The sequence below is a fragment of the Sphingobacterium sp. BIGb0165 genome (genome assembly GCF_024810095.1).
GTDB classification, from domain to species: domain Bacteria; phylum Bacteroidota; class Bacteroidia; order Sphingobacteriales; family Sphingobacteriaceae; genus Sphingobacterium; species Sphingobacterium detergens.
On the sequence record NZ_JANUEB010000003.1, the window covers coordinates 145,781 to 166,286 of the forward strand.

Below are 20,506 nucleotides of genomic sequence, written 5' to 3' on the forward strand. Positions count from 1 at the left end.
AAACCGAGCGAGTATGAAAATTGTATTTGTTTTTATTTCATTATTTTTTTCTGTTGTTGCTGTTCGGGCACAGGACCGGCTGAATTACTGTAATGATCACATCCAAACCGGTGCAGAGCGAACTGAGCTATATATACCTTACCTCAATGGTAAGCGGGTTGCTATTTTGGGTAATCCATCTACCGTGATCAAGAAAAAACATCTTGTGGATAGCCTACTCGCCAGGGGAATTAAAATCGTAAAAATATTTGGGCCTGAACATGGATTTCGCGGAAATGCCAGCAACGGAACGAAAGTGCGGGATGAAGTCGACCCTGTAACCAAAATTCCGGTGATCTCGCTCTACGGAAGTAAAAAAAAGCCTTCGGCGAAAGACCTAAAAGATATTGATGTGTTCATCTTTGATGTACAAGATATGGGGGTAAGATTTTACACGAATATTAATACACTTCGGGACATCATGGAAGCCTGTGCCGAAAATGAGAAGGAACTCTTGATTTTAGATCGCCCTAATCCAAATGCGTATTTGGTCGATGGCCCTATATTGGATATGAAATATAAATCGGGTATCGGTCAGTTTCCGGTTCCGATTGCTCACGGGATGACAATCGCTGAATTTGCCCAGATGATTAACGGGGAGGGCTGGATGGCGACGACAAAAAAATGTAAGCTAAAGATCATACCCGTAGCTGCATATAATCATCAAATGTTATACAAACTTCCGGTTAATCCTTCTCCAAATTTAAATACCGAACAGAGTATTCTCCTCTATCCAAGTACTTGCCTTTTTGAAGGTGTAAAGATCAATCATGGAAGGGGTACGGATTATCCCTTTACAGTTTTTGGAAGTCCAACCTATAAAGGCGTGTATCGTTTTTCGTTTACACCTGTGAGTAAAAAAGGAATGAGTGAGACACCACTCTTTATGAATGAAGCATGTTATGGTTTAGATCTACGAGAATATGATTTGCAGAAGCTGGTGGACAGTAAGAAAATAAATCTTTCCTGGATGCAGGAGCTCTATCGGAATTCTCCAGAAAAAGATAAATTCTTTGATCAGTCATTTTCCAAGCAGATTGGCAGTATAGAAAAATTGGTTGGTGTTGATTCCTTTCGAAGACAGATAACTGAAGGTGTTTCAGAAGATGAAATCCGAAAAAGCTGGGAGCCTGGGTTAACGCTTTATAAGGAAATGAGAAAGAAGTATCTTATTTATCCGTAATCTATTTATCTGTACATAAGTATGTTGTGAGGGGGTGCGATTATTCTTAAAAATGTGATAGGGCCAATAACTAGTTTATCGGAACCTTACTATTTAACCTGAAAAGTAAATGATGTTTAATCGAAAATATTATTGTTGTTATGTTGCTTTCTTATGGGGGCTTATCGCAACTCTAAACCAACTCTATGGGCAACAGTTAGCCCGGAGCCCAGATCGACAGAATTATATCCGCGCTGCTGAAATTCGTTTAGAGCCAAAGGTAAAATGGAAGTTTCAGACTAAGGGACAAATATTTGCTTCTGCTATTGTTTTTGAGGATAAAGTGATCGTTGGTTCCTGTGACAGTAACCTTTATGCGCTGGATAAAACGAGCGGTAAAATAATATGGAAATATAAAACTGGAGGGGAAATCCGCTCCACAGCAGCCATTGATTTAGACCTGTTGTATTTTGTATGTTCAGATGGTCTGTTATATGCTCTAAGTATAGAAACGGGAGAAAGACGCTGGACCTTTGCCACTCAAGGTGAAAAAAAACAGGATACTTGGGATTACTTTCATTCCTCACCAACAATCAGCGATGGAACCGTATATTTTGGATCCGGAGACAAACATATTTATGCGGTTAATGGCAAGAGTGGAGAACTTCACTGGAAGTTTCCTACTGGAGGGATTGTCCATGCTTCGCCAACATTGGCAAAGGAGGGGGTAATGATCGGGAGTTTTGATGGTTACTTTTATTGTCTGGAGAAAAATGGGAAGTTACGTTGGAAGTTCAAAACAATTGGTGAACGCTATTTTCCAAAAGGTGAAATTCAATTTCATGCCGTTGCCGCCGATAGTTCGGTCTATTTTGGAGCAAGGGATTTCAACATGTACGCATTGAATATCAAAGATGGAACAGGATATTGGGTATACCATCAACCGGGGAGCTGGACAAGTGTACCTAGCTTGTCAGGAGAGAAGTTGATCGTAACGATGTCAGACTCTTATAGTGTATTGGCCTTGGACAAAATAAATGGTACAAAACTGGTTGAACCAGCTGTTCCCCTAAATACTTTTAGTAGTGCTGCCATTGCTGGTTCGAATGCATTTTTTGGCACATTGGATGGGGTCATTTATCGGTTTGATGTTGCGAAAGGAATTACGATACCTATTTTTCAGACAGAATCCAGCAAAAGAAATCGCCATCTATTTGTGGATGAGCAAGGGAAATTAAGAGCCGATTTGCAGGAGAAATACGCGCATGATATCAATAGGTTATTTACTGACTATTTGCAAATGGGAAGTATCTTTTCTACGATCTGGATAGCGGATAGTACACTTTATTTTGGAGCAGCAGATGGCGCTGTTTATGCCATTGAATAATACCTGTGGGCTGTATTCGAACGTTGATTGATTTATTTTCTTAAAATTTTTTCCATTGACTTGCCTTTCGCCAGTTCATCAATCAGTTTATCTAAATAACGGACTTTTTGAACGAGTGGATCTTCAATATCCTCTATACGATAGCCGCAAATGACACCTGTAATCTTTGTTGCATTGGTGTTGAAATGCGGCGCCTGGCTGAAAAAATGTTCAAAATCGGTTTTGTCGGCTATGATCTGTTGCAGGTCCTGGGTATTATAACCTGTTAACCAAAATATGATTTCATTGACTTCTTCTTTTGTGCGACCTTTTTTTTCTGCTTTTTGTATATAATGTGGATATACTCCAGCAAATGACATGCGGTAAATTCTAGTATTGTCCATTTTTCTACTGATTATCTTTTGTGGTTTTTGCTAATTTACCATTTTTTTGATGTGAAATTTCTTTACAATATCATTTTTCCTCTTGTTTTATCAAAAGTAATGGTTTTATGGATACCTCCATAAAAGAGTGTAATGCGAAGCATTTTATCCGTTTCCGAATTGAAAATGATGTCTTTTGCACTCCCTATTCTTATGGTAGTCCCGTCATTATTTAATGCATTGTCGGTACAGCTAAACACCCGCTTTTCAATTATTCCTTTTTTCTCAATTATTTCTAACCAAGGTGGGGATAAAACACTATATCCAACAATTTGTGCACGATAATTTTCGTTTAAATCTTTCGTCATCCGTAGACCGAAAGAAGACATGGACAATACCAATGTATAAAAGGGTAGCATCATTGGCAGGATGCTACAAATTAACCCCAATAGTAATCCAGACAACATAATCTTTGCCAGGATCTTTTTCCAGAAGATGACGATTACGGTCATAGTCAGTCCTAGCCACATCCAGAAAAGGAAGACGTCACTATAATAGCCGATTAAACTTATCCTTTCCAGGTAGTAAGCGAACATATCCATACCCAGTAATAGTGTAATGACAATATATAGTATTTGTATTTTACTTTTCATTGTAGTGATTTGTCGTTTAAAATAGGATTTTTTTTGCATAGATTTTAATGGGGTTGTCAAATGATACCATCCGATTATGATACTAGATATCATAATCGGAGAGCTTAGGCGCGCCTAGTTCTTGAACTGTTTTTGGAGATGATATTTAAGATTAGTCGGTAAAGACAACATAATAATTTTAAAATTATAGCCTTACCTTTATAAGATACAAAACTATCGTAAAAATGAGTTTGAGATACAAACGTAACATCATTCATGTAAAAGAAGAAGAGCAACAAGTTATAAAGGATTTTCCGATACTAATTGGGGGCTGCGGTATTGGTAGCTATATCGCTGAGTGTCTGTTGCGGATGGGATTTGAAAATTTGATCATTATCGATGGTGATATTGTAGAACTGACCAATCTTAATCGCCAGAATTATGTGGTGGGAGATATCGGTGTAAATAAAGCTATCGCTCTAAAAGAACGATTGATGGCTATTAATCCCGACGCAAAGATTACGGCTTATCCCGAATTTCTTGATCGAAACAATTTGTATAGCCTTGATTTAAACTGTAAAATTGCTATTAATGCTTTGGATTTTTCTTCCGATATCCCTTTTTTATTTGATGAATACATGGTACAGAAAAATATCTCTGTTGTTCATCCGTACAATTTGGGTTGGGCCGGATTTTTAACTGTCATTACACCAGAGAGTCACAATTTACGCTCTTTGAATAAAGAACATCAAGCATTTGAAATAAACGTGGGGAAATTTATTGTTGATAGACTACAGGAAAAGAACATTGATACAGGATGGTTGGAAGATTTTCTTTCGGAATATGGTAAAATAGCAATGGATTCGCCACCCCCACAGTTGTCATTGGGGTTATATCTATTATCTGGAATGGTCTGCCAAATTGTGTTTAACATCGCTACAGATAAAGTGATAAAAGTATTTCCTGAATCCTACTATTTGTCTCTAAAATAATAATAGCAGACATATATAAATTCTTCTTATTTTACATTACATGTTGTTGATTTAAAAATTTAGAATAAAAGTCCTTATTTTTATAGTTCTTGATTTATATCTACATGAATTGGACGTCTGAAAATTATTACTTTACTAAACTTGAGAAAAAAGGGCTTTCAGAGTTTATTCATTTTTATTTAAGTACGACAAGAGCGTACTTTAATCTGGATAGTTCTCCTGATGAAGAATACTTTCGCCAATATGAGAATCTGATTCGAGAAGACTTGCTCTTTTTTGATAAATCAATTTATTACGTTTTACGCGATAAAGAAAAACATGCTATTCAAGCCTCCATTCGTATTACTTATTGGGATAGGGAAACTCCATTGCCAATTCAACAGTTGTTTTCAATAAAAAAAGAAGATCTATTGATTCCAGATATTGATCATTTTTGGCATATAGGTCGTTTCATTATTTCACAAAAAATTACAGGGCAGCGCATCAGTGTGCTTAAAAAGATGCTTTTTGATGCATTTTTTCCTCCATTTTACTTTGAAAATGGATTAATTATTGCAGAATGTGATAAGAAATTGGTTCGTACATTATTTAATTTAGGTATACCTTCTTACCAACTGGGCATCCCAATTATTTACTTATATTCGGAGACACTACCTATTTATATAAAAACAATATGGCTGGAGTCTTTTATAGAAAAGAACAAATTGGCACAGTATTGTTTTGGTAATACGATAGACGCTCATAAAATCCTTGACACAGGGGAAAAACACCTATATAAGAATACTGAAGATGAAGATATAGAGAGTTATTAAAACAAAGACTGCTCAATTGCTAAAGCTGTGGCCTCAGTGATACTTTTTACTTTTAGTTTGGAAAATATTTGTTTTTTGTGAAATTTGATTGTGTCTATTGAAACGTAAAGCTTATCTGCTATCTGATCCATAGTTAATCCTTGCGCAGAAAATAGAAGGATATCTTTTTCTCGGGGCTTAAGTTTAACATGCGGTGCTTCGACCCAACGGTCTATTTCTAAATTGTACTCAAATTGTTTCCCGTTCTCATCGGACTTAAATTTAATATTTCCCGCATTAGCGTGTGAAGAAATAGAAACAACACAAAGCGCTATCCAGGGATTTGAAGATTTATCTAAAAGTATTGGCTTAAGTTTGTGATTTATCAATAAGGGTTTTCCATTTGATTGTTTCAAATGGAAATCGTAGGATATGGAATGTTTTAATTTCTCTTCTTTCGAAAGATTTTCAAAAAAATCGAACCCGACATCGTTTATTTTTTTTAATAGATGTATGTCCTGTTCTGGTACATTATCAAAATAGTGTTGATAACCTTTCTTTAAAACTTCGGCGGGGGAGTTTCCACATAAGAAGATGGGGTTGTCAGACACAAACAAAAAACTCTTTTTAGAGTAGTCGATTAAATATATACTTTGATAGGTTAATCTGCTTAAAGATTTCGCGAAATTAATAAAGGCATCTATAATCTCATAATCATCTTTGCTAAAGGTATCTTTAACGTGTACTGGCTTAAAAAAATCTTCAATCTCAATCTTCATAGTATTAATGGCAAAAATGATATATTATAGCTTCGAAACGTCCAATTAGACTGATATCATTTCTGTTCACAAATTGCAAAAATAACAATTTAGTCTAAATTTATAGACGAAAAATAGGCCCTTCTAACCTTTCTAGGTCTATTTAGGACTTGTCTAAGAGTGCATATAATTTTTTGCATAAACTCCTGTAACATAATGGAATAATGTTCTACACAAATGGGTAGAATTTTATTCACCATGATAAAATGTAGTACTTTACTTTCTATCTTTATATTGTTAAAGTAATTTAAAATTATATAAATATAGTCTATTGGATTCAAAATACCCAATGGTATGCTCTGCTTTATGTAGGATTTTAGTAAAGATTTTTATGCAGTGACAGCTTCTAAGAAAACAAATTCCTAATACCCTCTAATTATTTCAATTTTTAATTCGACCTGACTGCGCTAGGAGATCCTTAGCTTTAGCGTATTACAAATACTTTAAATGGGATTCTTATACTTGATAGTATGTATATACATTTATTTTTTTTACTTGATACTTCTTGTTTTTTATAGTATTATTGTATGCTGAATCTAATTTTTAATGCTTTTTAGCGTGTTTCTTGTTTCTTTGTTGTTTTTGTTATGTATATACAATTAAGCAAAGATTTTTTGTTTAAATAATTGGGAGATGGTTTTTCTTTATAAATCTTAATTTGGAGTGGGATGATAAATTGAAACATGCAAAAGAACCGAATACTTGGATAGGCATTTATAGCATACTTTTTATTATAAAATCCATCAATTATGAAAATGCATTTCCCCATTTCCGTTTTCACCAGCTTACTGTTAATGACAGGACAGCTTGTTCTGGGGCAGGAAAATACTATTTGGCAACTGGGCAGTTCAGATGGCTCCAGCAGAGAATTCGCTCTGGCTCCACACGATTACAAGAAATTTCTGGAACATGATTTTGGCTACGAAGACAATTACTTTGTAGTTGGGCATTCTTCATTGTCAACAGATCTGCCTTACGTGTTACCCGGACCTGCCAATGGATGGGGCGGGACTGGTGGGACCTCTGGCCTAAGGACCCATTTTTTGAATTTATACAGTGTTTTAAGTGGTCAAGTTGAAAATGGGAAATGGGCTCTGGAAGTAAAATTGGCAAATAGTGATCCTCAGAATAAACCGACCTTACAAATCGCGATCAATGGTAAATCCTATAATTACGAACTGAAGAATGGTGACGGCCCCATTGATCCTGTAGGTACGGGTTCAAAGTCTGGAGCGTCTACGATACAGATAGCATTGCCTGAGCATCTTATTTCGGAGGGATTTAACCAGGTTACACTTACGGTAATAAAAGGGGGGTGGGTTGAGTTTGACTCCTTTAAATTATTGGGTCCTCAACAGGTGAAATTGTTGAAAGATTACACTTCAATAATCAAAGGGGTACGGCAATCGGATTTTGAACTGAAAAAAGGAAACGAGCGCATACAGTATATGCTCGTTGATCTCTTGAAATTGAAAGATGATGAGCGTATAAAAGTGTTGTTGGATGGAAAGAAAATCTATGATAAAACTCATGAGAAGGGCTTATCTCGACTTGAGATTCCAATGCCTTATGCATCGAAAGAGGTACGAAGTAAATATGCAATATATATCAACGATAAATTAATTCAAACATCTTCTATAAAACGATCTCCTGAAAAATTGGGTGGGGTCTCGGATTATGTCAACACCATGATAGGGGCTGCACATTCCAGATGGATGCTGGCACCAGGACCGTGGATGCCATTTGGAATGGTAAAGATTAGTCCCGATAACCAGAATATTGGCTGGCAGGCTGGTTATGAACCTTCAATAGAATCTATTGGTACATTTAGCCATATACACGAATGGACAATGGCTGGACTGGGCACATTTCCAACAGCAGGCCAACTGAAGACTAGTGTTGGAGATCAATATAGTGCGCATTCAGGTTACCGTTCGGCAATAGATAAAGCAAGTGAACAGGCTCCATTGGGGTACTATTCCGTTCATCTTCTTGACCAGGATATTGATGCAAAGCTAACCGCAGGAACACGGTCCAGTTTCCAGAAATATACCTATCATAAATCAGATACTGGACGTATTATGATTGATCTTAAAGTGAACGGAGAATATGATTATAAGATCAAAGACCTCTCTCTTAAAAAGGTCTCTGATTATAAGGTTATTGGCTACAGTAACCAATTGTCCGAAAATGTCTGGTCTACCGATGCGAAACAAGATTATATTGTCTATTTCGTCATGGAGTTTGACAAACCGATTATCAATTTCGGAACTTGGCATAATGGTCGCATAACAGATCAGTCTGATCTGGTTGCCGACAGCGCTCAATCCGCTGGTATGTATGTAGAATTCGATGTTCGTAAAAACAAGGAAGTGCAGCTGCGGACCGGGATTTCCTATGTCAGTATCGCCAATGCTGCAGAAAATTTGAAAACAGAACTTTCAGATCCATTTGGATGGTCTTTTGAACGTGTGGTCGCCAACCAACATCGAGTGTGGAATGAATTATTGGGGCGCCTGGAGATAAAAAGTGATGACTATTTGGAAAAAGAGAAGTTTTATACAAATATGTATCGTACCCTGGCCAGCCGTAATACATTTAGCGACGTTAATGGGCAATGGCGGTCTTCTGATGAGACGATCAGAACGATGAAACATCCGGGGGACCTTGCCCTGGGCTGTGATGCATTTTGGAATACGTTCTGGAATTTAAACCAATTCTGGAATCTGGTTACACCGGAATGGTCGAATAAATGGGTGCGTTCGCAATTGGCTATGTATGATGCAGACGGTTGGCTGGCAAAAGGGCCTGCTGGGATGGAATATATTCCAGTGATGGTTGCTGAACACGAGATTCCTTTGATCGTAGGGGCCTATCAGATGGGAATACGTGATTACGATGTTACAAAGGTATTTGAAGCGATCAAGAAAATGCAGACAACAAGTCCGCTGAAATTTGAAGGTGGCTTTGCCGGCAACCGGGATCTGGATGTTTATCTGAAGTATAAGTATGTGCCTTATGACCTTGGTCGTTTCTCAAATTCCCTGGAGTATAGTTTTGACGATTGGACTGTAGGACAATTTGCAAAATCCTTGGGAAAGGAAAAGGAATACAATTATTTTAATGATAGAGGTAGCTGGTGGAAGAATGCGATAGATGTTAAAAGTGGCTATGCGCGGATGAAAGATGCCAAGGGGGAATGGTACCGGGACTTTGATCCATTTAAATCTGGAGCCAATCATCATTATGTTGAAGGAAATGCATGGCAGTTGACATTCTTTGTTCCTCAGGATATCCCAGCATTGGCTAAAATGATTGGTGAGGATGTGTTTCTAAAGCGTTTGGAATGGGGGTTCGGAGAAAGTGAAAAATGGCGGTATAATGGACCAAATGATCAATACTGGGATTATCCGGTTGTTCAGGGAAATCAACAGTCTATGCATTTCGCTTATATTTTTAACTGGTTGAACAAACCATGGCTTACACAAAAATGGAGCCGGTCTATCGGTGAACGCTATTACGGACAGGGTATTTCTAACGCATACCTGGGAGATGAGGATCAAGGGCAGATGAGCGCTTGGTATATCATGAATGCAATAGGATTATTTCAGCTAGACGGAGGGACGCGAACAAAGCCAATTTACGAAATTGGTAGTCCATCTTTTGAAGAAATTAAAATTAAGTTGGGACGGCAATATGTGCGAGGAGATCAATTCACTATTAAAGCTAAAAATGCCAGCAAAAAGAATATGTATGTGCAGCGCGCAACTTTAAACGGTAAACCGCTGCAGACATTCTATTTTGACGCTGCGGAATTGCTAAAAGGAGGTGAATTAGTTTTGGAAATGGGGGATAAGCCGAATATGCAATGGGGCTTGTCACATTAATCATGTATCACTGAGATGGACTTTAATGAGAGATTATAACTTCAAATTGTAGCTTTCCGCATCGAACGGCATTGTTTGTTAAAGTTTGGTTAAACATAGAAGAACAGGATAACAAAGCTCGGGGAATGGCGTTATCAATGTAGTTTTCATAATTTAGGTTAATAATTGGTTAGTTAGTAAAAATCCTGAAGTTCCCCGCTTCAGGATTTTTTTGTTGAATGATCTTTCTCCTTGGATCTACCTGCATTAGCGACTGTATTTTGATCATATTACTATACTTTAAGATAACTAGGAGCTTGATGAATTCGAATCTATTTTTAGTCTTGCTAAATCCTATTAACATTGTAAAATGATAGATATAACTGCTGTCGATATTTGTAAATCTTTGGTATTATCTGTAGTATTGTGACTACACTTAAAAATGTGCAATCTACTGTTCATTGTATCAGAAAAAAGTAGATTGTCTTTATCAAGATGATATGATCAAGTTTATCCGTTATTTTCTTTTGGGATTATTTGTTTGGGAGCAAGCATCTGCGCAAAAACTACCAACCGACTATGTCAATCCTTTTATTGGTACCAGTAACTATGGTACAACCAATCCCGGTGCTCAAGTACCACATGGTTTAATGAATGTGTCTCCCTTTAATGTGATGGGATCATCACTTAATGCCTTCGATAAGGATGCACGTTGGTGGTCTACACCTTACGAACATAGCAATAGCTATTTCACCGGTTTTTCACATGTCAATCTGAGTGGTGTAGGTTGTCCTGATATGGGAAGTTTGTTACTGATGCCAACGGCTGGAAAACTAGAAGTTGACTACCATCAATATGGAAGTACTTATACACAGGAAGAGGCTCATCCGGGTTATTATAGTAATGTGTTAAAAAAATACGGCATCAAAACCGAGACATCCGCAACTGCTCGTGTGGGTGTATCTAAATTTACTTTCCCTAAAGGGCAGGCTAATATTTTGCTCAATTTAGGCGAGGGACTGACGAATGAAACGGGTGCCACAGTTCGCTATGTCAGTGATACGGAACTTGAAGGTTCGAAATTATTGGGTTCGTTCTGTTATACCAACAATCAGGCCGTATATCCGATTTTCTTTGTGATGCGAGTGAATAAAAAACCCGCAAAGAAAGGTTACTGGAAATTTCAGCGTGCCGGTGAAAAATGGGAAAATGATTGGAATAAAGATGCTGGCAAATATAAGATTTTTACCGATTATTCGAACCAATTGTCTGGAGACGATCTTGGGGCATTCTTGAGTTTTGATGTTCAGGAAAATGAGAGCTTAGAGGTTCAGTTGGCGGTATCTTTCGTAAGCGTTGAAAATGCACGAAAAAATCTGGAAGCCGAGCAACCTAGTTTTGGATTTGAGCGTATCAGAACGCAAGCTTCATCTTTGTGGAATAATGAATTATCAAGAATTCAGGTTGAAGGAGGTACCGAAGATCAAAAAACAGTATTTTATACGGCTATGTATCATGCCATGATTCATCCAAATATTTTACAGGATGTTAACGGCGAATATCCGGCTATGGAAAATAGAAAGACCCTTGTTGCGGATCATAATCGTTATACCGTATTCTCTTTATGGGATACGTACAGAAATGTACAGCCGCTCATGTCGTTGGTCTATCCAGATAAACAGGTTGGAATGATTCGTTCCATGATTGATATTTATAAAGAAAATGGATGGATGCCTAAGTGGGAACTTTATAGCCGTGAAAGCTATACCATGGATGGTGATCCAGCAGTACCTGTGATCGTTGATGCTTGGATGAAAGGCATTCGGGACTATGATATCAATACGGCTTATGAGGCTTTTTTGAAGTCGGCAACGACAACAGATTCGACGAATCGAATCCGTCCGGATAATGCCGATTATGTCAAGTACGGTTATGTTCCTCTTCGCGATTCTTTTGATAATTCAGTTTCGCATGCGATTGAATACTATGTTGCTGATTGGAATTTAGCACAGTTGGCCAACTCGTTGGGAAAAACTAAAGATGCACAAACTTTTGGTAAGAGAGCACAGGGCTACAAACATTACTATTCGCCAGAATATGGAACCTTTAGACCTATTCTTCCCAATGGATCGTTTTTGACACCTTTCAACCCATTGATGGGGGCTAATTTTGAGCCTAACCATGGATTCCATGAAGGAAATGCCTGGAATTATAGCTTTGCAATACCATTTGATATCCCTGGTTTAGTTCAGTTGATGGGCGGTAAAAGGAAATTTGTGGACAGATTGCAGGCCACCTTTGATAAGGGGTATTTTGATGTTACCAACGAACCTGACATGCTTTATCCACATGTTTTTTCGGAAATAAAAGGTGAAGAATGGCGTACACAAAAGTTGGTTAAGCAAATTCTGGATAAACATTTTACGAATAGTCCCGGTGGGATCCCAGGAAATGATGATACAGGAACAATGTCGACCTGGGCATTAATGAATATGATGGGGATTTACCCTTTTTGTCCCGGCAGACCAGATTATACGATCGTTACTCCAGTATTTGATAAAGTGACTATTCAACTTGATAAAAAGTATTATCCTAAGTCTGATCGTGTGACCATTAGACGCCAAAAAGAGGGCAATGGAGAGTTTATCAAAAAAATTATCGTCGATGGAAAGCCATTAGGAGGTTTTAAGATAAGCCATCAAGTTTTGGTCAATAGCAAAGATATCCTGATTGTTACGGGAGACAGATAAATGACACGCAGATTAAAGAAGCAATCTACACTATGAAATATATGAAATACCTGGCATGCGCAGGTTTATTGGGAATACTGAGCTGTGCCTCACAGCAGGATTCGGCTGAAGGTTCTTATGCAAAATCAGTCAATCCTTTTATAGGGACAGATTTTACGGGTAACACCTATCCTGGAGCACAATCGCCCTTTGGTATGGTACAATTGAGCCCTGATAATGGATTGCCGGGTTGGGATCGTATTTCGGGTTATTTTTATCCCGATAGTACGATTTCGGGCTTTAGTCATACCCATTTAAGTGGGACGGGAGCTGGGGATCTATATGATATATCGTTTATGCCAGTTACATTGCCTTATCATGAAGCCGCGGCACCTTTGGGTATTCATTCCAAGTTTTCGCATCAAAACGAACAGGCACATGCTGGGTACTATAAAGTAAAGTTGACAGACTATAATATCGATGTAGAGCTAACGGCAACCTCACGTTGTGGTATCCAACGTTATACATTCCCTGAGGCTCAATCGGCTATTTTTTTGGATCTGAAGAAAGCAATGAACTGGGATGCCACGGTAGATTCATACATCGAGGTGGTCGATTCGGTCACTGTACGTGGCTACCGGTTTTCAGAAGGTTGGGCCAGAGGGCAACGTGTCTATTTTGAAACCCGATTTTCAAAGCCGTTCACTGCAGTTCACATCGATAGCTCGGCGATAAAGTCAAGTGTTGACAGCATAACAAAAACGACCAAACGTATTGGCACGGCTTTCAAGGCACGTTTTGATTTTAAAACATCTACTGGTGAACAAGTAACGCTCAGTACAGCTCTTTCGGGTGTAAGTATGGATGGTGCTTCCAAAAACCTGAAAGCTGAGGTGCCAACAGATGATTTTGATCACTATTTAAAACAAGCTGAAAATAGCTGGAACAAAGAGCTTGGTAAGATCGCTATTCAGACTGCGGACAAAGAAGCTAAAGTAAAGTTCTATACAGCATTGTACCATTCGATGTTGGCCCCTACCATATTTGGAGACGTAGATGGGGCTTATTTTGGCGCGGATAGAAAAATACATCAGGCCGAAGGTTGGACCAATTACAGTACTTTTTCGCTTTGGGATACCTATCGTGCTTCACATCCCCTATTTACTTATCTTGATCCAAATCGTGTAAATGATATGGTGAAATCGTTTATTGCATTTTACGAACAGCATGGTCGCTTGCCCGTATGGAATATCTATGGCAGTGAAACTGATATGATGATTGGCAATCATGCAATCCCAGTTATTGTGGACGCTTATTTGAAAGGAATAGGTAATTTTGATGTCAATAAAGCACTGGAAGCTTGTGTGGCAACAGCAAACATAGACAACTATAGAGTTATTGGGTTGTATAAAAAGCTGGGTTATGTACCTTATGATGTTGTGGATAAATACAATGCTGAGAACTGGTCTTTGTCACGCACACTCGAATATGCATTTGATGATCATTGTATTGCGGTTATGGCGGATAGGATGGGGAACAAGGCGGTGGCAACTACGTTTTTTGCAAGAGCAAAAAATTATAAAAATGTCTATAATCCCGCTACATCATTTATGCAACCCCGTGACAGTCATGGTGCTTTTGTAACGCCATTTGATCCAGAGGAGTATAGTGCACATATCTGTGAAAGCAATGCTTGGCAATACTTTTGGTCTGTTCAACATGATATTCCGGGATTGATTGATCTAGTCGGCGGAAATGAACGCTTTGGGCAGAAATTGGATAGCATGTTTACCTTCCATCCATCAGACACCAGTAAACTGCCTATCTTCAGTACGGGCATGATTGGACAATATGCACATGGAAATGAACCAAGTCATCACGCTATATATTTGTTTAATTCGATTGGGCAACCATGGAAAACACAGCAATATGCTGCTGAAGTGATGGAAAAACTCTATCTAAATAATCCGTCAGGGTTAAGCGGGAATGATGATTGCGGACAGATGTCTGCTTGGTATGTATTCAGTGCGCTGGGTTTTTATCCAGTAGATCCAGTGAGCGGAAGGTATGAAATCGGTACGCCATTGTTTGAACAAAGCGAATTTAAACTTGCGAATGGGAAAAAGTTTACCATCAAAGCGGATCACGTCAATAAAACCAATATTTACATCCAGTCGGTTACTTTGGATGGAAAGCCTCTTGAAACGAGTTATATCACACATGAGCAGATTATGTCCGGAGCTACCCTTGTTTTCCAAATGGGAAGCAAACCTGGTCCGGCGTGGTACAAAAAATAGTCAGAAGCAATATCATTGTTTTTGTCGACAGAACCTCCAATAAGTTAACAGTTATTGGAGTTTTTTTTGCGAATAGCAATACTATTCAAGGTTTTTATAAAAGTAGGTTGTACTACAGGGGGTACCATTAGGAAAAAGTGCATAATTGGGAATGTTTCCCACGACCTTCCAGCCACATTTTAAGTACAAACCATGAGCCGGGCTATCTGTTACAGTATCTAATACCAGTAGTGATTTTCTCATTTTTTTCGCAATTAATTCAAGATGTTGCAATAGATTTTCAGCTATACCAAGACGTCGAAAGGCTGAATGCACCAACATTTTTGCTACGTCCGCCCGATGCGGCTGATTTTGGGGAAGGTCTATTTGTAATTGCACGGTCCCAACGATCTGGTCCGATGAGCTGTCTTTTGCAACAAGTAGCACTGTTTTTTCTTGCTGGACCTTTGCCAGGACATCGTTCCAGAATTCACTTGCTTTTTCTTCGTTTATGTCCTGCATAAATCCTACTGAGGCCCCTCCTTGGACAATATCCAATGTTAATGCGACCAGGTCGGAAACGGCTATGTTATTTACTTCCTTTAATTCTTCAATGTGGATACTTCTCTTATCAGAAATAAGCATAGTTATTTTATTGTGTTTATTAGCGTGAAATGATTGCTCTTTAATTGAGAAATAGGATTACTGCTTCATGATGCAAGGCGGCCATCTGATAAAATGCTTTTAGGTCTTCGAAGTATTGAATCAGATAATCTAATGCATTTTCCTCCTCCCAGATGTCTGGGTATATATCTTTTTCAAGCATAGTGGTCGGGTCGAAACGCTGCGTTAATTCATCTATAGAAATTTCCTTTAACGCTAAATCAATCTGTCTGGTTTGTTCTATATCTGTATAGGTTGCTGGGCCATAGCCCATGTCCTGATTGCGATCAATGTCATTAGGACCAACTAATAGCCAGGATAATGGTGGAGCGGCCTGATCGTATGTACCGATTGATTCTCCTGTCAATAAAAAGAAAATACCCTCCCAAGCTTTATCAATATCTATCAAATTGTCCAAATGTATAGCTTCTTTGCTATATACCATTTTTCTTAATGAATGACTATCAGTGAGAAAACTATTCAATGTTTCTAGATTGACACGGAGGAAATTTTGTACCATGCTCATGATCTTTCGATTTTGGTTGACTGCTTTTTGTTTTCTGTTTTACAGAAGGATGTAATACTGTTGATTGTATTGAAAATATGAACGGTAGAAATATTAATTATTGCTCCGTGTAAATGCAAAATAAATAACATATAGCCAGCCCAAGATGCCATGAATCAGCGCCCAGAGAATAGACTTGTTACGATCCCAAGAAGTAACGACGGCAATTACAGAACCAAGTCCAATTCCGGATTGTGTAATGGTTTGGGTCGTTGAGCGGCTAATTTCTTGTCCGAAAACCATGCTCGACATTCCGATGAACATGATCAATAAAGCTAGTTGTTTCATAGTGTTTTATTTAGTTCTTTTCGTTTTTGGTTCCTCATTGATTTTCTTGATTCGTCTAAAATTAACGGTCTTCTAATCTAGTCTAGATTCTTTTTCTAAGTTCCGCAATTCTTCCTTAAGAAACAAGCTGTTGTCCTTGACTTGTTTTACAGTATTTGCTAATCGGGTAATTATCGGTGCCATTGTCTGGGGTAAAATTGTACCCAAATGATAGCGAATCTTAAAAAACAGGTAACGAATATTAACTGCCTTAAAGAGCTTGTTTTGAAAATCCGTTATTTGTTGAAAAATCGAGATATGAGAATTATTATTTTGACATTAATCATCAGTACATTAGCATTGACATCCTGTGGTGGCAATTTGGACTTGGGATATAATGAGAAGATTGTTGGTCTTTTCTATAGTTGTAAAGAAAAGTTGGATGAAAGCTACAATAAATTACTGGAAGGAGAATATGATGCGGATAAAACGGATGAATTATCCTACGAAATGAAGCTAAAAGAGGTACAGGCGTTGAGCAGCTATGTCAAAGGAATAAAGAGTGAAGTCAATGCATTAAAGCCTAGTGAAGCGGCGAAGGGCTTCCATTTGACTACACTAGCTTACATGACGAGAATTACGGATGGTTATGGTACGTTGTTGGTCAAATATGTGGATGAACAGAAAAAAGGTGCCAGACAGGGCTTATTAAGGGATATTACTGATGAAAAAGCTGAAATAGCAGTCTTGGCAGATACATGTTTGGAGAAACAGGTTGAGTTTTTAAATAAGGTGGGGATAAAGGTTGCTGCTGCGCAATAAAATAATGAATGAAACATAATTTTTAGCCAATGAGAACGTGCTTAACAATTGATAAGTTTTATTTAATGCTGGTTTTACTTCTACTTGTTGTATCCTGTAAAAGTAAAGCCATAAAACAAGCCATCAGGCCTCCCGATCAACAGGAAACTGTACGACCGGATTGGCTAGCCCAAAAGTATGATCGAGTAATGAATATTGAAGATCGTCAGGTGGCACGATTAGAGGGCAATTATCTATTGGATCTGCCATTGCAGCTTAATGCAGATTCAATAGATGTGTTTTATTTGAGCGCAAAGATCCCAATAGAACTTTTTAAGAAGTCATCGGCGTTTTATCCTGAATTACAAAAATTTATTCTTATTGTTCCTGATTGGAAGTTTTACAGTGAAGTCAGTAAAATGGCTTCAAAAAATGGAATGTGCGTGGAGCCAGAAACCACTAATTATTATTACTATATCAGACGGGAAGAGGACAATGTAAAAGTTGATAGCGTTCGGCTTGGGGGACTGGAAAATCCCGTGATTGATTTTGCTAAACCTACGGTGCCCGAAAACCTATTAACAGTATACTGGAAGGAAAGCTATGGTTCTGTCTGCTGCCCTCGTGATCCGATGTGGGATATCGCTGATCAGGATAGCTCATTTATACGAGGCTTTGAGGACAGAAATAAATTTAAGGTAACTACAGGGAGATATATTCAAATGCAAGGAAAAGAAGGTGAAAATAGTATATATTATACGTTGCCGGGATTGACAACAGCACAGCGATTGCAATTTTTGCTTGAGAAGCGTGTACAATGGAGATTAAATAGAGAAACCAAGAAAATGCCACTTTCAACCAAATTGTTTACACCTCAATTGCAACAGATGATAACAACAGGTTTTAACAAGCTTGAAGAAATGCCTTAACAGATGAGAAAATAATGTTGAGTCGAAGATTTCCGTTTTTAAAATGTATCTGTCTAAAGTACAGGGTTTATATAACATTTGATAAATAAGCATAATTTTGAAATAGTATGAGAATAAACAATCCATATAAAATTGTAGGCATAGTGGCAACAATTGTACTTATAGGCGGCTCCTGTCAGGGACAGGATGCAACCAAAGCTGCTAAAGGAGGTGTTGAAGAGACTGTTTTACCTATTGGTCAATTACAGGGAAAGTATAATGCGGCAGAAGACATTTGGGAAAACCCAGATACTGCTTACGAACAATTTATACGATTTGATGGCGAAAGTCTTGCGACTTTCCATCGGACGGATGCTAATGGCGATTTAGGAACTGTTGGCATAGTTGATAAAACAGGAAAGGTTATTGTACAGCCCAACTATTTCAGTACTACGACAAAACCACATTTTGGCTTTTTTGAAGTACAGGATAGTAAACAACGTGTAGGGTTGATCAATAAGAAAGGAGAGGAGGTTGTTTCGCCTCAGTATGAGTCTATCTTTTTGGATGCCAGTCTTATGGCGATTGATAGTACGATTATCAAAGTTGCGAAAGGTGGTAAACAAGGATTTATTGATCATAACGGCGCTATTGTGGTTCCTTTTAAATATCAGGTTTTGGATGTTGTGGGAAAAAATAGAATCATGTATATGGAATCACCACAGCATTGGGGATTGATGGATTACAACAGCAAAATATTAACCGATCCTGTTTTTACCTTTAGTAATATTTTTGTCGACGGAAAAACTGTGTTGCAACAGGCCGATGGCGAAGAGTATACGCTCTATGAAGACGGGAAAATCGTTAAGAAATAATTGTTGCCTGAAATAAGAAGGTGCTATTTCCAGAGCGGGAATAGCACTTTAATGAATAAACTGACTTTATGATAGTGTACATCATAAGCTAACGAGTGATTAATTAATCCAGTAGCTGTATTTCAAATATTTTGTCCCAATTTTTTCCTGTGAGAAAAAAGGTATTTGATTTTTTATTGTAGGCAATTCCGTTTAATACATCCAGATCAACATGTTTTGTCACATTTTCTCGTAATTTTGAAAGATCTACTAACCCCTCAATAGCACCTGTTTTTGGGTCTATGATACCCATGACATCTTCCATAAAGAAATTAGCATAAATCTTTCCTTTTACCCATTCCATTTCGTTTATCTGGTTAACGATTTTCTCATTTGTGGCAACACGGATATAATCAATTTTGGAAAAATCATTAGGATTGAGTAAATAGATATTTTCTGAACCGTCAGACATATACAAATTTTTGCCATCGGATGTCAACCCCCATCCTTCCATGTTTTTGAAATATGGAAGTGTTTTTATTGTCTTTAATGTTGTCACATCATAGACATAGGCAAGATTGCTTTTGTAGGTCAATTGATATAATTTCCCATTTAATATGGTGGCACCTTCACCAAATATTGAATCGGCTAATTCGATCTTTTTGATTGGTTGTCCTGTGGTGGGGTTGACAATGCGGATACTTGACTTACCTTTATTTCCACTTAACCCAACGCCATTGCCCGTACTTTCCATCAAGTTTTCTCCAAAGAACTCTAGCCCTTGTGTGAAAGCTTTGATATCATGTGGGTAAGTATTAACAATTCGGTACTTTAAAATTCGAGGTGGGTTTGATGGCAAATAGTCTATGTTTACTGTGTTTTCTTCGGATTTTCCAGCATTAAATACAACCGCCTTAATAATTTGCTTGCCAAATTTTTCTCGTGATAATCTATATGTTACTTTATTGTTTTCTGTGACTTTAGCAATCGGGTAATCATTGATATAATAAAGTATGGAATCAATTTTTACATTAAGTGTATTTGTAATCTGAAACGATAATTCTTCATTTGTTGTATAATCTTGTTTGATCCCCTCGAAGCTAAAGCTTGGATTATTTTTTGGTAAGTTATCTGGAGATGGTGATGTTGTTTTTTTACCGTTTTCTCCGCATCCTATAAAAAGAGATGCTACTGTTAGCAAAAATAGTGAGGAAGTTGTTTTCATTTTTGTAAAGCTTGAAGATCGTGGGATTTGTTTTATACTTAAAGAAAGATAAATATAATTTCAAAAGAAACCTAAATCATTGCTGAAAAAGATTCATTGCGAAAAACAATTAAGTTGTTTTGCTCTAAAATAGTCCTGAAGACCTTGTTGCGGGAATTAGCTATACCGA

General features: G+C 37.8%; 17 protein-coding genes. 10 read left to right on the top strand and 7 right to left on the bottom strand.

Annotation, left to right across the window (positions count from 1 at the left end; genetic code table 11):
• Positions 1-13 precede the first annotated feature (13 nt).
• Both M2408_RS07220 and M2408_RS07225 read left to right on the top strand, forming a co-directional pair.
• Positions 14-1,222 carry a DUF1343 domain-containing protein gene (locus tag M2408_RS07220; RefSeq protein WP_259180417.1) on the top strand — a complete coding sequence of 403 codons (1,209 nt, stop codon included), beginning with the start codon at positions 14-16 and terminating at the stop codon, positions 1,220-1,222.
• A 109-nt stretch (positions 1,223-1,331) separates the two neighbouring features.
• Positions 1,332-2,588 (top strand): PQQ-binding-like beta-propeller repeat protein, encoded by a 1,257-nt coding sequence (locus tag M2408_RS07225; protein WP_259180418.1) that lies wholly within the window; start codon positions 1,332-1,334, stop codon positions 2,586-2,588.
• A 32-nt stretch (positions 2,589-2,620) separates the two neighbouring features.
• Here the strand turns inward: M2408_RS07225 and M2408_RS07230 are convergent, their stop codons facing one another.
• Together M2408_RS07230 and M2408_RS07235 are read right to left on the bottom strand one after the other, a co-directional pair.
• Positions 2,621-2,971: a DUF2200 domain-containing protein gene (locus M2408_RS07230; RefSeq protein WP_120260685.1), complete on the bottom strand. Its 351-nt coding sequence runs from the start codon at positions 2,969-2,971 to the stop codon at positions 2,621-2,623.
• Positions 2,972-3,033: 62 nt separating this feature from the next.
• Positions 3,034-3,603 (bottom strand): hypothetical protein, encoded by a 570-nt coding sequence (locus M2408_RS07235; RefSeq protein ID WP_259180419.1) that lies wholly within the window; start codon positions 3,601-3,603, stop codon positions 3,034-3,036.
• A 224-nt stretch (positions 3,604-3,827) separates the two neighbouring features.
• Between M2408_RS07235 and M2408_RS07240 the strand changes: the two genes are divergently transcribed.
• Both M2408_RS07240 and M2408_RS07245 read left to right on the top strand, forming a co-directional pair.
• Positions 3,828-4,574, top strand: a complete 747-nt coding sequence (locus M2408_RS07240; protein WP_259180420.1) for a ThiF family adenylyltransferase — start codon at positions 3,828-3,830, stop codon at positions 4,572-4,574.
• Positions 4,575-4,678: 104 nt separating this feature from the next.
• A complete protein-coding gene (locus M2408_RS07245; protein ID WP_259180421.1) occupies positions 4,679-5,386 on the top strand; it encodes a hypothetical protein in 708 nt (235 codons plus the stop codon).
• Here M2408_RS07245 and M2408_RS07250 read toward each other — a convergent pair.
• Positions 5,383-6,144, bottom strand: a complete 762-nt coding sequence (locus M2408_RS07250) for a response regulator transcription factor (RefSeq protein ID WP_259180422.1) — start codon at positions 6,142-6,144, stop codon at positions 5,383-5,385. The two genes, M2408_RS07245 and M2408_RS07250, sit on opposite strands and share 4 nt — an antisense overlap.
• Before the next feature lie 788 nt (positions 6,145-6,932).
• On the opposite strand from M2408_RS07250, the gene M2408_RS07255 reads away from it, so the two are divergent.
• The 3 genes from M2408_RS07255 to M2408_RS07265 all read left to right on the top strand — a co-directional run bounded on the left by M2408_RS07255 (position 6,933) and on the right by M2408_RS07265 (position 15,075).
• Entirely contained in the window at positions 6,933-10,070 is a 3,138-nt protein-coding gene (locus M2408_RS07255) for a GH92 family glycosyl hydrolase (protein WP_259180423.1), read from the top strand.
• Between the two features lie 479 nt (positions 10,071-10,549).
• A complete protein-coding gene (locus M2408_RS07260) occupies positions 10,550-12,799 on the top strand; it encodes a GH92 family glycosyl hydrolase (RefSeq protein WP_259180424.1) in 2,250 nt (749 codons plus the stop codon).
• Between the two features lie 32 nt (positions 12,800-12,831).
• The gene (locus M2408_RS07265) at positions 12,832-15,075 is read left to right on the top strand and encodes a GH92 family glycosyl hydrolase (protein ID WP_259180425.1); all 2,244 of its coding nucleotides are present in this window, start codon (positions 12,832-12,834) and stop codon (positions 15,073-15,075) included.
• Between the two features lie 81 nt (positions 15,076-15,156).
• Here the strand turns inward: M2408_RS07265 and M2408_RS07270 are convergent, their stop codons facing one another.
• The 3 genes from M2408_RS07270 to M2408_RS07280 all read right to left on the bottom strand — a co-directional run bounded on the left by M2408_RS07270 (position 15,157) and on the right by M2408_RS07280 (position 16,570).
• Entirely contained in the window at positions 15,157-15,699 is a 543-nt protein-coding gene (locus tag M2408_RS07270) for a GNAT family N-acetyltransferase (RefSeq protein ID WP_259180426.1), read from the bottom strand.
• 40 nt (positions 15,700-15,739) lie between these two features.
• Positions 15,740-16,243 carry a YfbM family protein gene (locus M2408_RS07275; protein ID WP_259180427.1) on the bottom strand — a complete coding sequence of 168 codons (504 nt, stop codon included), beginning with the start codon at positions 16,241-16,243 and terminating at the stop codon, positions 15,740-15,742.
• A 93-nt stretch (positions 16,244-16,336) separates the two neighbouring features.
• Complete coding sequence (locus M2408_RS07280; RefSeq protein WP_120260713.1) at positions 16,337-16,570, bottom strand: hypothetical protein; 234 nt, start codon at positions 16,568-16,570, stop codon at positions 16,337-16,339.
• A 297-nt stretch (positions 16,571-16,867) separates the two neighbouring features.
• Here M2408_RS07280 and M2408_RS07285 point away from each other — a divergent pair, with 297 nt between their 5' ends.
• The 3 genes from M2408_RS07285 (at position 16,868) to M2408_RS07295 (ending at position 19,133) form a co-directional block, all read left to right on the top strand.
• Positions 16,868-17,371 carry a hypothetical protein gene (locus M2408_RS07285; RefSeq protein WP_259180428.1) on the top strand — a complete coding sequence of 168 codons (504 nt, stop codon included), beginning with the start codon at positions 16,868-16,870 and terminating at the stop codon, positions 17,369-17,371.
• Between the two features lie 29 nt (positions 17,372-17,400).
• Complete coding sequence (locus M2408_RS07290; protein WP_259180429.1) at positions 17,401-18,279, top strand: hypothetical protein; 879 nt, start codon at positions 17,401-17,403, stop codon at positions 18,277-18,279.
• A 107-nt stretch (positions 18,280-18,386) separates the two neighbouring features.
• Entirely contained in the window at positions 18,387-19,133 is a 747-nt protein-coding gene (locus M2408_RS07295; RefSeq protein ID WP_259180430.1) for a WG repeat-containing protein, read from the top strand.
• Positions 19,134-19,236: 103 nt separating this feature from the next.
• Here M2408_RS07295 and M2408_RS07300 read toward each other — a convergent pair whose 3' ends face one another.
• A complete protein-coding gene (locus M2408_RS07300; protein WP_259180431.1) occupies positions 19,237-20,337 on the bottom strand; it encodes a glutaminyl-peptide cyclotransferase in 1,101 nt (366 codons plus the stop codon).
• Between the last annotated feature and the right edge of the window lie 169 nt (positions 20,338-20,506).